Origin of the sequence: Corynebacterium sp. HMSC034H07 (assembly GCF_001815175.1) — a bacterium.
Taxonomy (GTDB): domain Bacteria; phylum Actinomycetota; class Actinomycetes; order Mycobacteriales; family Mycobacteriaceae; genus Corynebacterium; species Corynebacterium hiratae.
On record NZ_KV819527.1, the window covers coordinates 1 to 14,210 of the forward strand.

Consider the following 14,210-nt stretch of genomic DNA (forward strand, 5'->3'; position numbering starts at 1 on the left):
TACGTGTCCACGATTTGCGGGCAACCCCAGACCAGGGCGCCGGATTGGTAGAAGGCATTGGCGCGGGTGATGAGGTAGGCGTAGCTAAGCTGCGTCCTACCGCCAGCCCGCCCAACAGGAGGAAGAACGCTGCTACGCAGCCCCACGCCAGGCGGGCAGGCACGGCGCGCAGGCCACTACCAGCCGCGGCCTCCGAGCTAGCCGGGCCGGGAAGAAATTGGGACATGGCCACGAGATCGGCATAGGCGGAATCGCTGAGCCACTTCCGGCGGCTGACAAACTCAGCGCGGAAATAACCCAGGTGGGAAGCCGGCCCGCCAAAGGCGGTCCACCCCAGAGGGGAGGAAGGAGCGCCGCACATCGCTCAGTGTGCTCATGCTCCGCATACTAATTCCTCAAGGATCACCCCGCTCGGTGAACGAGAGTGACGCACGCAGGAGGTGATCTGCGTTACTCTGAAGGGGTCGAATTCAGTTTTCTTCAACAAAAGGAGATGGCTCTCACCATGCGTATTGCTGTACCCAAAGAAATCATGAACAACGAAAACCGCGTCGCCCTTACCCCCAGCGCCGTGGACATCCTGATCAAGGATGGTCACGAGGTCCTGGTGGAAACAGCGGCCGGGGAAGGTGCTTCTTTTCCGGACTCCGACTATGAAGCCGTCGGCGCGACCATTGTCCCTTCCGCTGCGGAAGCCTGGGCGGCGGACATGGTAGTCAAGGTCAAGGAGCCCCTCGAATCCGAGTACGGCTATCTGCGCGAAGACCTCCTGCTGTTTACCTACCTGCACCTGGCCGCAGACCGCCCGCTGACGGAAGCACTCATGAAGGCCGGCACCACCGCTGTGGCCTATGAGACCGTAACCGATTCCCACGGCACGCTGCCGCTGCTGACCCCGATGTCCCAGGTGGCTGGTCGCCTCGCGGTTACTGAGGGTACGCACCACCTGCTGTCTACTGAGGGCGGGCGCGGATTGTTGGTAGCCGGTGTACCGGGCACGCGGCCGGCCCGCGTTGTCGTCATCGGTGGCGGCCAGGTGGGAGCTTCTGCGGTGGCGATGGCGCACGGTCTGCGCGCGGAGGTAACCGTGCTGGACCTTGACCCGCACGTGTTGCAGCGCTTCGACGAGCAGTACCAGGGCAACGTGCGCACGATTGTCTCGGACCCCGCGGCGTTGGAGTCCGAGCTGCTGGAGGCAGATCTGGTCATTGGCGCAGTTCTGGTTCCGGGCGCGGCGGCCCCGAAGTTGGTGCGCGAGGATGTGGTCCAGCGGATGAAGAAGGGCGCTGTGCTTGTCGACGTCGCTATTGACCAGGGCGGTTGCTTCGAAAACTCCCGCAAGACGTCGCACGACGAGCCAACCTTCAAGGTGCACGACACCATCTTCTATTGCGTCGCGAACATGCCGGGCGCGGTGGCGAACACCTCCGCCCGCGCGCTGGGTTCTGCCACTCTGCCCTACATTCGCGCAGTGGCTGCCGACGGCTTCGATGGTGCGGTGGAGCGCTTCCCAGGCTTGGCCAACGGCCTCATGACTCGTGGGGGAGAGCTGCTGTCCCAGCCGGTGAAGGAGGCCTTCGGGCTTTAAGGGGCGCGGTTGATGAGCATCGCTGCGACCCGCTCCATGTGATCCCAGATCATGGCGCGATAGGCCGGCGGGATGGTCTCCTCGTCGATCTGTGCCAATGAGTTGCCCATGAGCTCGAGCCAGCGATCGTGAGCGGCCATGTCGATGGGGTAGGGCGCGTGGCGCATGCGCAGGCGAGGGTGGCCGCGCTGTTCGGAAAAGAGCTGTGGACCACCCCAGTACTGCACAAGGAACCACGTCAGGCGCTGCTGTGCGCCCTCCCAGTCATCATCCGGGTACATCGGGCCGATGAGATCATCGGTGCGTACCTGGGCGTAGAAGCCACTGACGAGTTTCTCAAAGGTCTCCATTCCACCTACGGCTTCGTACACGCTCGTTGGTTGCACGCCTAATCTTCCTTTCGCGTAAGGCCCGGTTCTTCCAGATCAAAGATAGCCATCCCTCGTGGGTAGGGCGTGGTAATTCCTTCCGCATGCATGGCGGTGAGGATTTTCGCTTGCATGGCGCGCTGCACATCCCACTGCTTGCCCGGTAGCGTCTTGACGGAAACGCGGTAGGACATGTGGTCCACTTCCAGGCCAGACATGCCATTGACCGTGGGGGTGGCCAGGATGAAGTCCTTGATGTCGGAGTCGCGGGCGGCTTCTTCTGCTGCGGTGGTGATGACGTCGACTGCTCGGGTGGGGTCGTTGCTCAGCGCGATGGGGACTTGGACGCGGGCCACAGAGTAGCGGTCAGAATGGTTGGCAACCTGCAGAATTTCGCCGTTGCGGACGTACCACAGCGCGCCATCGATATCGCGGACCGTGGTGATACGCAGGGAAATGGACTCTACATCGCCGAAGACCCCGTTACCGAGGTCGATGGTGTCACCGATGCCGTACTGATCCTCCATAAGCATGAAGATGCCGGAGAGGAAATCCTTGACCAATGCTTGCGCGCCGAAACCAAGGGCGACGCCAACCACGCCAGCAGATGCTACAAGCGGGGCGACGTTGACGCCGAGCTTGTCCAAGATGGCCAACACTGCCCAGACCCAGACAAAAATGGCGACCGCGGAGCGGCCGACGCCGGCAAGAGTCTGGATGCGGGAAGTACGCCGTGCCTCTTGCGTTTTCTCGAGTACCTTATCGGTCGTCCGGTGAGCTTTGCGAGGAGAGAGCGGCGAGCTGAGCTTGCCCTTCTTGACGCTGTTATCGGCCAGCTTGGTGATGAGCCGGCGCAGCAGCCAGCTGCCGATGATGGCGACGATGAGAATGAGCGCGATGCCGATGGGCTTGTCGATGAGCCAGGACTGCATGTTTTCGGTTTGCCACCACCTGGTGACTGTGTCGACGGCGTCGTTGGTTGTTTCGGAGGCTGAGCCTAGGCGTGCGGATAATGCAGTCACGCGTGTCCTTTCTTTTTGTCGCTCACGACTGACGCCTATCGATAGTAGGGAAGAGAGCTGAATATAAAAAGCTAGTCTTTCTCGCAACTGAACAGCTTGGTCTAGACTTGTGCCTCATGACTGACAACCGCACTCTTGGCTTTTCCTCCCGCTCCATCCATGCCGGTTACCAGCCGGATCCTTATATGGGATCCATCAACGTACCGATTTACGCTTCCACCACGTACCAGCAGGATGGCCTGGCGCAGCTGCGCGGCGGCTACGAGTATGGTCGCGTGGCCAACCCCACCGTTCATTCCCTAGAGAAGACCCTCGCGGCGCTAGAGAACGCCGAGTATGCCCGCTGTTTCGCCACGGGTATGGCAGCCGTGGATACCCTCATCCGCATCCTTGTGCGCCCAGGTGACCACGTGATTCTCGGCAACGATGCCTATGGCGGCATGTACCGCCTCCTGCACCACGACTACGGCGAGTGGGGCATCGAGCTGTCCATCGTCAACACCGCCGATACCGCGGCGGTAGAGGCGGCGCTGAAGGAGAACACCAAGCTGATTTGGTTGGAGACCCCGACCAACCCGGCGACAACAATCACGGATATCGCTACGGTCACTAAGACAGTCAAGGCGGCTGGCGACGCCCAGATCGTCGTCGACAACACCTTCGCCACGCCCTACCTGCAGAACCCGCTGGAGCTGGGCACGGATCACGTCCTGCACTCCACCACGAAGTACCTCGGCGGCCACTCGGATGTGCTGGGTGGCGCGGTCGTGACCAACTCGGCAGAGATGGACGAGCTCCTGCTGTATTTCCAAGGCAATGTTGGTGCGGTGTCCTCGCCTTTCGACGCCTACCTCACCGCCCGCGGAATCAAGACCTTGGAGGTGCGCATGGATCGCCACTGTTCCAATGCACAGGCAGTGGCTGAATTTCTGGAGTCTCGTCCGGAGGTCAAGCAGGTGCTCTACCCGGGCCTGCCCTCGCACCCAGGCCACGAGTTGGCGAAAAAGCAGATGCGCGGCTTCGGCGGCATGATGTCCGTGCGCTTCCACAGCGAGGAGCATGCGCGCCAGATTTGCCTCAACACCAAGCTCATCTCGCTGGCAGAGTCCCTCGGCGGTGTGGAGTCCCTCATCGAGCATCCGCAGAACATGACGCATATCTCCGCGGAGGGCTCCGAGCTCGTCCCGCCGGCAGATCTCGTGCGTATTTCCGTGGGCATCGAGTCTATTGATGACCTGCTCGCGGACTTGGAGCAGGCCCTCGACGCCCTAGACTAAAACTACCGCGGCTCCAGCGCGTTGAGTAGGGAGCCGGCCGTGCGATCGGTTTCCTGCAGCATGAGCGGGTCCGTGCCCGGCATGGGGGAGATGGTGGTATCCGGCCACTGCGAATAGGTGGGGATACCGACGATGTGCAGGCGAGGGTCTTCGGTGCCGCCCGGGTTGACCACGCGTCGGTTCCACGTCGTCTCCGGCGAACCGGTGGCCTGGCCGTGGTCGACGAAGGCACGCACGCGCCCGTTGAGGGACACCGCGAGTGGATCGCCGGTGCGGCGGACATCGGGGGAGTGCATCCAGGCGTCGATAAGCCAGGTGGAGGAAGCTTCGCCGAGCGCGGTGCGCAGCGTGAACTTCTCGCCGATCTCCAGCTGGGGGCGTTGGCCTAGGAAGGTGACGAGGCCGGCGTCGACAAGCGCGAGCAGCTGACGGGTGCGGAAGAGCGGCGGGCCGGAGCCCACCATCTGCCCAAAGGCCATGAACTCCTTGTAGGTGCTGGTGCGGGACTCCCACGTCATCCGGCCCTCCGAGCCGGCGATGGAGGAGGGCTTGCGCGCGGCCGAGATGGCCCACAGTGCGGACTTCAGCGGGGAATCGGCGGCGGCGACGGCCTCCCGGATATCGCGGGCGAGGCCCTCGGCGATGTACTCGGTGAGCTCGGCGTTCTCAGTGCCATCGAAATCCGCCAGCGGGTGCGCCCAGTGCGCCAGGTCGAGCGGCTCAGTCGATGCGCCGTCGAGCGCGACGCGCAGCTGATCCGCCATGCCCCGAAGAACCGGGGCAGTGAGCTCCGTGGAATCGATCGTGGCGAGGATATCCTCGAGCGGGCGCTGCAGAGCATCCGGTGCCACCCGCGCCTGGTTTTCGTAGTACTCGGCGTAGGCATCGCGCAGGATGTGCGGCAGCAGCTGCGTGCCGAAGTCCAGCTCCACCTTCGGATCGAGCGCGGCGGCTGCGGCACGGAAGCGGGTCAGCTCAGCCTTCGGCGGCAGCGCGTGGTACTCCGACTTCGGGATATAAGGGTAGCCGCGGCCGGAGGAGACGATGAAGTGCGGCTCCTCGCCGTTCGGCTCGTAGCGCAGCCCGGAGCGGGTGGAGGGGTCCTCGACGAACTCGCCGCCGCGGTCGATGGTGAGCAGCGCCATGACGTCAAAGAAGCCCATGCCCAAGCCCCGGACCAGGACCTTCTCGCCCGCAGGGACCTCAGACACCGGCTGCTCCACGGGGTTATCCGGGCGCACCCAGTGCAAGCCGGAATCTGCGGCCTCGGCCAGCGCGCGCTCGGATTCGCTCAGGGCAGGCACTTGCCAGCCGTAGGCCAGGACGGTGGCGTCGGCGGTGACGGTGGAGGCGTCGGAAAGCGCAATGACATCGTGGCCCTCGGCCGCTTCGATGGACAACGCGCGGGCGCGGTGCTGGACGACGTCCACGCTCTCCGGCAGCTGCGCCAGTGCCACCTCGAAAACCCACTCCAGGTAGGCGCCGTAAAGCGCGCGGGAAGGGTTGGACTCGGGGCGGGTCTGCGCGAGCTCTTCGGCAAAAGAGGCGGCGAGCCCCTCGCGCGGCGGGTGGGAATCATAAAGCTCCAGCTTGGCGGGGGAGATGGAGGGGCGCTCGCCGCGCAGAAGCTGGATCCACTCGTAGAGGATGGGGCCTTCAAGTACCGGCGCGGTGGTCGTGGAGCCGGGCTCGGTAAACAACGTGACCGCGCCAGCCAACGTGTTCATGCACAGCGTGCGGGTCTGCTCGGTATCCCAAATGCGGCCAGCGCCCAGCGGGGCATCGTCGATGATGTGGAGCCGCAGGGGTGAATGAAGGGGGGTCGCGCGCAGGTGGGCTGCGAGGCGCTCGACCAGCGAGATACCACGCGGGCCGGCCCCGACGATGGCGATGGCGGGCATATAAATCAACCTCAAACTTTTAGACTGTGCTGTCTAGTGGAATAATACCGCTCAGTATGCGTTGTGTTAAATCCAGAGACGCACTGCACACCGACTATCTACTTTCTGAAAGCATTACCGTGAAAACTCTACGCGCACTCGCCGCCACCTTGGCAGCAGCCCTTGCCCTAGCGGGCTGCTCTGCTGCGGACCGGCCGGAAGGTGAGGACAACGTCCTTACCTACCTCGAGCCGCAATTCTTCCGCACGCTTTACCCGCCGGCCGCGGGCTTCTATCCCAACGGTGGTGTGGTCAACCAGCTGACCGACCGCCTCCTCTACCAAGACCCCGAAACCCTCGAGCTCTCGCCGTGGATCGCCACGGAGATGCCCGAGGTCAACGAGGATGCCACGGAATACACGTTTAACATCCGCACTGACGTCACTTACTCCGATGGCTCCCCGCTCACCGCCGAGAACGTCGTGGCCAACTTCGATCTTTTCGGTCGTGGCGACAAATCCCGCACGCTGACTAGCTCCGAGCAGATCGCCAACTATGACCACGGCGAGGTCGTGGACGAGGACACCGTGAAGTTCTACTTCGCCCAGCCTTCCCCGGGCTTCCTGCAGGCCACCTCCGCCTACAACGCCGGGCTGCTCTCCGATTCCACCCTGGCTTTGGACAACGAGGGCTTCGGCCCCGGCAACGCGATCAACGTCATCGGCTCTGGGCCCTTCGTGGTGGAATCGGAAGAAATCGGCACGGACCTCAAGCTCAAGACCCGCGAGGACTACGACTGGGCCCCGCCGGCGGTCAAGCACCAGGGCCGCGCGGACATCGACGGCGTCCACTACATCCTCGCCGCCGAAGAGTCCGTGCGCACCGGCGCTATCCTCTCCGGCCAGGCCGATATCGCGCGCCAGATCTCCGCTCCGCAGGAGTCGCTGCTGAAAGAACAAGGCGTTGACATCGTCTCGCGCGGCACCAACTCCATGAACAACCAATTCGCCTTTCGCTTCGACCACCCTCTGCTGCAGGACAAGCGCGTGCGCGAGGCCATCATCCACGGCGTGGACCGCGAGGAAATCCTCCGCGTGCTCTTCTCCGAGTCTTACCCCCTGGCTACCTCCTCCGTGGCCAAGACCGGCCTGGCCTACAAGGACCAGTCTTCCGCTTATACCTTCGACCCCGAGGAGTCCAAGCGCCTCCTCGACGAGGCCGGCTGGGAGCCCGGCCCCGACGGCATCCGCGTCAAAGACGGCCAGCGTCTCGTCCTGCGCACCAACACCGCCTTGCCACAGCCGCGCTCCAAGGAAGTCATGACCATGGTCCAGGACCAGCTGCGCGCCCTGGGCATTGGCATCCAGGTCAACGCTGGTGACCAAGCCACCCAGAATGCCGATGCCAAGGACGTCAACAAGGTGCAGATCTACCACTCGATGGTGGGCCGCGCCGACTACGACGTCATCACCTCGCTCTACGGCATCAACAACCGCGATGCCTTCCTCAACCAGGACGCAGAGGGCAATCCGATTGACGAACACCTGCAGGAGCTGCTCGACGCCGTCCTCGACCCCCCCGACAAAGAAGGCCGCATCAAGGCCACGGAAGAGGTCCAGGACTACCTCACGGAGCAGGCTTACGTGCTTCCGCTCTTCGAGGAACCTGTGGTCTACGCCGTGCGACCGGGCATCACTGGCTTTAGCCCGGAATCGGTAGCGCGCCCGTGGTTCTACGAGGTCAGCATCGACGCCGCGCCGCAGCGCGCAGCATCGAATGAGGAGGAGAAATAAATGACAACCCGCCAGATTCTGAGCCGCATCGGACAGGCCCTCCTCGTGCTGCTCATTACCTACACCGTGGCCTTCCTGCTTCTCTCGGCGTTGCCGTCGGATGCCGTGCAGTCGCGATTCGGCGATCCCGCCCTGGGCCTATCCCAGGCGGAGATTGAGGCTATTCGGGAGGAGATGGGCGTCGACAAGCCGCTTGTAGTGCAGTACTTCACCTCCCTGGGCGGCTTCCTCACCGGGCACTTTGGTAACTCCACGCAGTCCGGCGCCCCGGTGGCTACGCTGCTTGCCGACGCCCTTCCCCACACCCTCATCCTGGCCATCAGCGCCATCGGCTTGGCACTCATCGTGGCCGTATTCGTCGCCTTCCTTGCCACGCTGCCCGGTCTCGGCGCCATCGGCTCCTTCTTCCGGGGTCTGCCTTCCTTCATGGTCTCGCTGCCCGGCTTCTGGATTGCCATCCTGCTCATCCAGTTCTTTTCCTTCCAGCTGGGCTGGGTGGGCGTTATCGAACCTGGGTCTGTCGAAGGCCTCATCCTGCCGACCTTGACGCTGTCCGTGCCCATGGCCGCACCGCTCATCCAGGTTCTGATTCGCTCCATTGATGAGACGCAGTCGCGGCCCTTCGTTCAGGCGGTGCGCTCTCGTGGTGCCTCGGAGTCCTGGATCTTCTGGCGCACCGTCCTGCGTAATTCGCTGCTGCCTACCTTGACCATGGCGGGCCTGCTCTTTGGTGAGCTCGTCGGCGGTGCCGTGGTGACCGAAACCGTCTTCGGCCGTACCGGCTTGGGCTACATGGTGGCCCAAGCGGTGGCTAACCGCGATACCCCGGTTCTGCTGGCGGTGGTTCTCATCGCCGCAACTTCCTACATCATCATCAACCTCGTCGTGGATCTGCTCTACCCGGTACTGGATCCCCGCCTGCGCGCCGGTTCCCCGAAACGCCGCGCTGCCGCCACTGAAGAAAGGACGGTGCGCTCATGAGTGTGACGTTCACCAAACCCCTGCGAACCTTGCGCCGCGCTCCCGCGGGGCAGGCCAACCCATGGCTCGCGCCGGGTTCCGTCATCGCCATTATCGTCCTCGCGGTGGCGTTCTTGGCCGCCCTGTTCCCGAGCCTGTTTACCTCGGCTGACCCGTACGCGGGCACCGACGTAGCCCTGTTGGCGCCGGGGGAGTCCGGCCACCTCATGGGAACGGACGCGGTGGGCCGAGATCTCTACGCGCGCATCGTCTACGGTGCTCGCCAGTCGCTCCTCGGCGCGCTGATCGCCGTGGCTGTCGGCCTCGTCGTCGGGACGCTGATCGGTCTTCTCGCCGGCTCCCTGCGAGGAGCGGTGGATAGCGTGCTCATGCGCGTCGTCGACGTGCTGCTGTCCATCCCCGGCATCCTGCTGTCGCTGTCGATCATCATCGTGCTGGGCTTCGGCTCCGTGCAAGCGGCGGTGGCCGTCGGCGCGACCTCGGTCGCGACCTTCGCGCGCCTAGCTCGCTCCCAGGTGATCACCGTGGCCAGCTCGGACTACATCGAGGCCGCATACGGCGCTGGCGCCACCCACGCCACCGTGCTCTTCCGCCACATCCTTCCCAATTCACTCACTCCGGTTATCGCCCTGGCTACCCTGCAGTTCGGCACCGCGATCCTGCAGCTGTCCATCCTCGGCTTCCTGGGCTACGGCGCCCCGCCACCCACTCCGGAATGGGGCCTCATTATCGCCGAGGGCCGCGACTTCATGGCCACCGCCTGGTGGCTCATCATCCTGCCCGGCATTGCGCTGGTCGCCGTGGTGATGTCCGCCAACCGCCTGTCCCAGAACTTCCCCGTGGAGGCCTAACATGACTGTTATAAAAAATGCAGCGCAGCCCCTGCTCAGCGTGCGGGATCTGAACGTGTCCTATTCGACCGCAGGTGGTGACGTTTCCGCCGTGCAAGGCGTCAACCTCGAGGTGCATCCGGGGCAGATGACCGCCATCGTGGGCGAGTCCGGCTCCGGTAAGACCACCTCCGCCATGGCAGCCATCGGCTTGCTGCCCTCGAATGCCACCATCGATGCCGGAACCATCACCTTCGATGGCCGCGATATCACTTCGCTGCGTCGCCGCGAGTGGCGTGAGCTGCGTGGGCGGCGCATCGGCCTCATCCCGCAGGACCCGAACAACTCCCTCAACCCGGTGCAGACCATCGGCGCCTCGGTGGAGGAGGGGCTGCGCATCCACAAGGTCGGCAGCGCGGCCGAGCGCAAGGCAAAGGCGTTGGAGTTGCTGGAGCGCGTCGGCATCGATGACCCTGCGCGCCGCTATCACCAGTACCCGCACGAGCTGTCCGGCGGCATGAAGCAGCGCGTGCTCATTGCCGCCGCCGTGGCGCTGGAGCCCGACCTCATCATCGCCGACGAGCCGACCTCCGCCCTCGACGTCACCGTGCAGAAGATCATCCTCGACCTCCTCGACGACATGCGCGCAGAGCTCGGCATGGGCATCCTCTTCATTACCCACGACCTCGCCGTGGCCGGTGACCGCGCCGACCGCGTCGTGGTCATGGAGTCCGGCCAGCTGCGCGAGGAGGGCCTGGCCGCCACGGTGCTGACGAACCCGCGCCACGACTACACCAAACGCCTGCTTGCCGACGCCCCCTCACTCACCGTCGCCGACGCCGGCGCCGCAGCTAAGGCCAACGCAATCACTGACCGCGCGGCGGTCGAGCCCCTAGTGCGCGTCGAGGGCCTGACCCAGCGTTTCGGCGACTTCACCGCGGTCGATGACATCTCCTTCACCGTGGCCAAGGGCTCGACCCACGCCATCGTGGGCGAGTCCGGCTCCGGCAAGACCACGACGGGGCGCAGCATCGCCATGTTCAACACCCCGACTTCCGGCAGCATTACCGTGGGCGGGCGCGACATCGTGGGTCTGCGCGGTAAGGCCTTGCGCGAAGAGCGCAACAACATCCAGCTGGTCTACCAGAACCCCTATGGCTCCCTGGACCCCAAGCAGACGATTGGCCAGACGGTGGCGGAGCCGCTGCGGAATTTGAAGGGGGAGCGTGCAAGCGCGGCCAAGGAAAAGGCCAAGGAGTTCTTGGACCTGGTGGCGCTGAACCCGGACTACTACGACCGCCGTCCGCGCGAGCTCTCCGGCGGTCAGCGCCAGCGCGTGGCGATTGCCCGCGCCATGATTGTAGAGCCGGAGCTGGTCATCCTCGACGAGGCAGTCTCCGCCCTCGACGTCACCGTGCAGGCCCAGATTCTGCGGCTGCTGGCCCGGCTGCAGGAGGAGCTCGGTCTGACCTACATTTTCATCTCGCACGACCTCGCGGTGGTCAACCAAATCTCCGATACCGTATCGGTGCTCTCGAAGGGCCAGCAGGTGGAGTGCGGGCCTACGGCAGAGGTCTTCAGCAACCCGCAGTCACCGTTTACCCGGAAGCTCATCGAGGCCATCCCCGGCTCGCGCTACCGCGCCGGCGACCTCAACCTGGGCCTGTAGCCTGGGCGAAAACGAAAGGATTAATTCATGGCAGACATCATAAACCTGTTGGCGGGTGTTGAGGGAGACGTGGCTCAGCTGCGCGAGCGCCGGCCCGAAGCAAAGGAGAACGCACAAGCCTCCTTCGCCGCGCTCCTCGAGCCTTCAGCGCCCGGCACGTTTAGCTATGCGGAGCGCTACGCTATCGCGACGTTTGTTGCGGGCGTGTATCAGGCGGCTCCTGCCGTCGCCTTTTATTCTGACCTGCTGGCGGAGGAATCGGAGGAGCTCGCCGCCGAGATAGCCCGCGCTGTAGAGCGCGGCATCACCAGCGGCCCGTACATCGATGGCGGCTTCACGCTTTTCGAGGGCTCACCGCGCCTCGCCGCCGCCCTTGACTTCGCCCACCTTCTGGTCTTCCACCCCAAGGACGCCTCCCCGGCCGCGATTGGTCACCTGCAGGCGGCCGGATGGTCCGACGATGACATCGTGACGCTGGCGCAGCTGGTCAGCTTCCTGTCTTTTCAGCTGCGCGTGGCGCACGGCCTCTCCGTGCTTGCCGGTACCGCGCAGCCCACGCCCGTGACTGAGGCGCCGCGTCCCACCCAGACCCCGGAGTGGGTGCCGGGGGAGGGGACGTTGGTGCCGGACGTCGTCAAGCCGCAGGGCTTCGTGGCGCACTCGCTGGGCTGGAAGCCCTGGGTGCCGCCGCAGCCGAAGGAGGAGTTCACGGACGCGCAGCGTGATGCGCTGATTAAGCCCGAGCGCATCGACATGGAGTACTTCCGCCTGCTAGCCCGCGACCCAGCAGCGCTCAAGGCGCGCACGCTCACGGACCTGGACATCTTCTACAACACCGACGGCGGCCTCGGCCGCGCCGAGCGTGAGCTGGCCGCCACGGTAGTCTCGCGCCTCAACGGTTGCGAGTACTGCGCGTCGGTGCACCAGCAGCGCGCGAAGGAGGAGGGCGGTGACGCCGCGGCGATTGACCGCCTGCTCGAGGAAGGCGTAGATGCTGACCTGGGCTCGGCGCAGTGGTCTGCCATCCGCGATGCCGCTCTGGCCCTGACCGAGTCTCCCTTTGCGTTCGACGCCTCCCACGTTGAGCGCCTCGAGGCCGTGGGATTCGATACCCTAGCCATCATCGATGTCATCAATTCCTCCGCGTTCTTCAACTGGGCCAACCGCCTGATGCTGACGCTGGGGGAGCCGGATGTACCGAAGCGTTTCCGCTAACGAGAAGGAGGAACAACCATGGTGAAAACTGCCGTTGTAACTGGTGCGACGGGTGGAATGGGCGCGGAGATCATCAAGGATCTTGCCCGGGGCCACCGCGTGTATGCCCTGGGCCGGCGCGCCGGGGAGCTGCCGGAGGCGGAGAACATCGTGCCGGTGGAAATCGACTTGCTGTCGCTTCTCGACGGCGCAGCGCTCCCCACCGAACTGGCTTCGCTTGAACGCGTCGACGTGCTCGTGCATGCGGCGGCGCGGGCGGATAAGCGCTCTGTGGAAAGCGCTAGGCCAGAGGATTGGCGCGCGCAGATGGACCTCAACGTGCACGTGCCAGCCGAGCTGACCCGCCAGCTTCTGCCCGCGCTGCGTGCGGCGGAAGGGCTTGTGGTGTTCATTAACTCCGGTGCCGGCATTCACTCCTATGGTGACAACGTCATTTACGCCGCCACGAAGCATGCTTTGTACGCGCTTGCCGACGGCTTGCGCCTCGGCGAGCTCGGCATCCGCGTGTCCACCGTCGCGCCGGGCCCGACGGATACCCCGATGCTGCAGGGCCTGCAGGACTACAACCCGGAGCATGTCATCGCCCCAGTCGAGGTGGCGAAGGCTATCCGCGCCACCGTTGATGCCGGCCCTACCACGCAGCTCACTGAGATCCGCGTGCGCCCACGCATTGAGCTAAACCAGCGCAAGTAGGTGGCGCGTTTTCTCTCAAGATGCGAAAAACCCAGCACACGGTACAGTTATGAGGCGTGTCCACCTCTCAACGCCGCCGCCCCGCCTATTTGGTGATCGCGGATTCGCTGCGGAGCAAGATTGAATCCGGCGAACTGAAGCCGGGTGATCGCTTCCCCACGGAGCGGGAATTGGTTCAGGAATACAAGGTGGCGCGCATGACAGTGCGCCACGCCCTGGACATCGTCCAGATCGAGGGACTTATCGACCGCAAGCGCGGGCGCACCGGCGGCACCTTCGTGCGTGCCACCCCGCCGACGTTGAGCCTGACGAGCGGGCGCAGCGCGCTTGACCAATTACGGGAGCATGGTCTTGAGGTTGAGGTGCGGGTGCTGTCGCTGACGCTTATTGAAACACCCGGGCACCTCGCCTCCACCTTTGGGATTGAAGAAGGCGATGCCGTGTGGGAATGCCGCACGGTGCAGATGACTGAAGGATCGCCCATCATGGCCTCCACGCTTCTTATCCCGCAGGCCTTGGCACCGCGCCTCACGGAAGAGGAAATGCAGAAGCCGCTGACTGAATTATTGACGGAGCTTGACCTGGCACCCGTATTTAAGCGGGATTCTCTCGTGGCCGCCACCGCGCGCACGGAGGAGCAGAAAGCCCTGGGCGTTGGACGCAACCAACCGGTCTTGCGCATTACGCGAACCGTCAAGGCAGAGGGCGGTGTCGTAGCTGCCCAGTTGGAAGAGACCCTGCGCCCCGATGCGGTCACGGTGGAAGTTGTCATCGGCGAGGACCCCACGCCGACCCTCGACTAATCACTATGAGTCTGCGACCCTGCGGGGGCAGCCGTCATTAGGTGTGTCCCTTTGGGGAGGCTGTTCAGAAGACTGAAATGGTAGCGGTGTG

The 14,210-nt window shown here is 64.3% G+C and carries 13 protein-coding genes; 9 read left to right on the plus strand and 4 right to left on the minus strand.

Features of this window, described 5'->3' with window-relative positions; genetic code table 11:
* Positions 1–361: chromate transporter (locus tag HMPREF3009_RS13970; protein ID WP_369816110.1), on the minus strand; the 361-nt coding region annotated here is incomplete at its 3' end.
* Between the two features lie 144 nt (positions 362–505).
* On the opposite strand from HMPREF3009_RS13970, the gene ald reads away from it, so the two are divergent.
* Positions 506–1,588 carry an alanine dehydrogenase gene (ald, locus tag HMPREF3009_RS06785; protein WP_070517680.1) on the plus strand — a complete coding sequence of 361 codons (1,083 nt, stop codon included), beginning with the start codon at positions 506–508 and terminating at the stop codon, positions 1,586–1,588.
* On the opposite strand, the gene HMPREF3009_RS06790 is transcribed toward ald, so the two are convergent.
* Both HMPREF3009_RS06790 and HMPREF3009_RS06795 read right to left on the minus strand, forming a co-directional pair.
* Positions 1,585–1,974 carry a globin gene (locus HMPREF3009_RS06790; RefSeq protein ID WP_083306547.1) on the minus strand — a complete coding sequence of 130 codons (390 nt, stop codon included), beginning with the start codon at positions 1,972–1,974 and terminating at the stop codon, positions 1,585–1,587. The two genes, ald and HMPREF3009_RS06790, sit on opposite strands and share 4 nt — an antisense overlap.
* 2 nt (positions 1,975–1,976) lie before the next feature.
* Positions 1,977–2,888: a mechanosensitive ion channel family protein gene (locus tag HMPREF3009_RS06795; protein ID WP_232745431.1), complete on the minus strand. Its 912-nt coding sequence runs from the start codon at positions 2,886–2,888 to the stop codon at positions 1,977–1,979.
* Between the two features lie 206 nt (positions 2,889–3,094).
* Between HMPREF3009_RS06795 and HMPREF3009_RS06800 the strand changes: the two genes are divergently transcribed.
* Positions 3,095–4,255: a cystathionine gamma-synthase gene (locus HMPREF3009_RS06800; protein ID WP_070680908.1), complete on the plus strand. Its 1,161-nt coding sequence runs from the start codon at positions 3,095–3,097 to the stop codon at positions 4,253–4,255.
* 2 nt (positions 4,256–4,257) lie between these two features.
* On the opposite strand, the gene HMPREF3009_RS06805 is transcribed toward HMPREF3009_RS06800, so the two are convergent.
* Positions 4,258–6,156: an FAD/NAD(P)-binding protein gene (locus HMPREF3009_RS06805; RefSeq protein ID WP_070680911.1), complete on the minus strand. Its 1,899-nt coding sequence runs from the start codon at positions 6,154–6,156 to the stop codon at positions 4,258–4,260.
* Positions 6,157–6,212: 56 nt separating this feature from the next.
* Between HMPREF3009_RS06805 and HMPREF3009_RS06810 the strand changes: the two genes are divergently transcribed.
* Genes HMPREF3009_RS06810 through HMPREF3009_RS06840 form a run of 7 tightly spaced genes read left to right on the plus strand, consistent with a single transcriptional unit; the run spans position 6,213 to position 14,119 of the window.
* Positions 6,213–7,928: a TIGR04028 family ABC transporter substrate-binding protein gene (locus HMPREF3009_RS06810; RefSeq protein ID WP_118783635.1), complete on the plus strand. Its 1,716-nt coding sequence runs from the start codon at positions 6,213–6,215 to the stop codon at positions 7,926–7,928.
* Complete coding sequence (locus HMPREF3009_RS06815) at positions 7,929–8,909, plus strand: ABC transporter permease (protein WP_049155842.1); 981 nt, start codon at positions 7,929–7,931, stop codon at positions 8,907–8,909.
* Entirely contained in the window at positions 8,906–9,760 is an 855-nt protein-coding gene (locus HMPREF3009_RS06820) for an ABC transporter permease (RefSeq protein ID WP_070680916.1), read from the plus strand. The genes HMPREF3009_RS06815 and HMPREF3009_RS06820 overlap by 4 nt, the downstream gene beginning before the upstream one ends.
* 1 nt (position 9,761) lies before the next feature.
* Positions 9,762–11,408, plus strand: coding sequence for a dipeptide ABC transporter ATP-binding protein (locus tag HMPREF3009_RS06825; protein WP_070680918.1), 1,647 nt, complete (start codon positions 9,762–9,764; stop codon positions 11,406–11,408).
* A 27-nt stretch (positions 11,409–11,435) separates the two neighbouring features.
* A complete protein-coding gene (locus HMPREF3009_RS06830) occupies positions 11,436–12,623 on the plus strand; it encodes an alkylhydroperoxidase domain protein (RefSeq protein ID WP_070680921.1) in 1,188 nt (395 codons plus the stop codon).
* A gap of 18 nt (positions 12,624–12,641) precedes the next feature.
* A complete protein-coding gene (locus HMPREF3009_RS06835; RefSeq protein ID WP_070517671.1) occupies positions 12,642–13,316 on the plus strand; it encodes an SDR family oxidoreductase in 675 nt (224 codons plus the stop codon).
* A 56-nt stretch (positions 13,317–13,372) separates the two neighbouring features.
* A complete protein-coding gene (locus HMPREF3009_RS06840; protein ID WP_046647316.1) occupies positions 13,373–14,119 on the plus strand; it encodes a GntR family transcriptional regulator in 747 nt (248 codons plus the stop codon).
* Positions 14,120–14,210: the final 91 nt, after the last annotated feature.

Excerpts from the sequence above, each read along its gene's own strand:
- HMPREF3009_RS06795 (WP_232745431.1), bottom strand. The coding sequence starts at position 2,888 with ATGCAGTCCTGGCTCATCGACAAGCCCATCGGCATCGCGCTCATTCTC.
- HMPREF3009_RS06830 (WP_070680921.1), top strand. The coding sequence starts at position 11,436 with ATGGCAGACATCATAAACCTGTTGGCGGGTGTTGAGGGAGACGTGGCT.
- HMPREF3009_RS06810 (WP_118783635.1), top strand. The coding sequence starts at position 6,213 with ATGCGTTGTGTTAAATCCAGAGACGCACTGCACACCGACTATCTACTT.
- HMPREF3009_RS06835 (WP_070517671.1), top strand. The coding sequence starts at position 12,642 with ATGGTGAAAACTGCCGTTGTAACTGGTGCGACGGGTGGAATGGGCGCG.
- ald (WP_070517680.1), top strand. The coding sequence starts at position 506 with ATGCGTATTGCTGTACCCAAAGAAATCATGAACAACGAAAACCGCGTC.
- HMPREF3009_RS06800 (WP_070680908.1), top strand. The coding sequence starts at position 3,095 with ATGACTGACAACCGCACTCTTGGCTTTTCCTCCCGCTCCATCCATGCC.
- HMPREF3009_RS06815 (WP_049155842.1), top strand. The coding sequence starts at position 7,929 with ATGACAACCCGCCAGATTCTGAGCCGCATCGGACAGGCCCTCCTCGTG.
- HMPREF3009_RS06805 (WP_070680911.1), bottom strand. The coding sequence starts at position 6,156 with ATGCCCGCCATCGCCATCGTCGGGGCCGGCCCGCGTGGTATCTCGCTG.
- HMPREF3009_RS06825 (WP_070680918.1), top strand. The coding sequence starts at position 9,762 with ATGACTGTTATAAAAAATGCAGCGCAGCCCCTGCTCAGCGTGCGGGAT.
- HMPREF3009_RS06820 (WP_070680916.1), top strand. The coding sequence starts at position 8,906 with ATGAGTGTGACGTTCACCAAACCCCTGCGAACCTTGCGCCGCGCTCCC.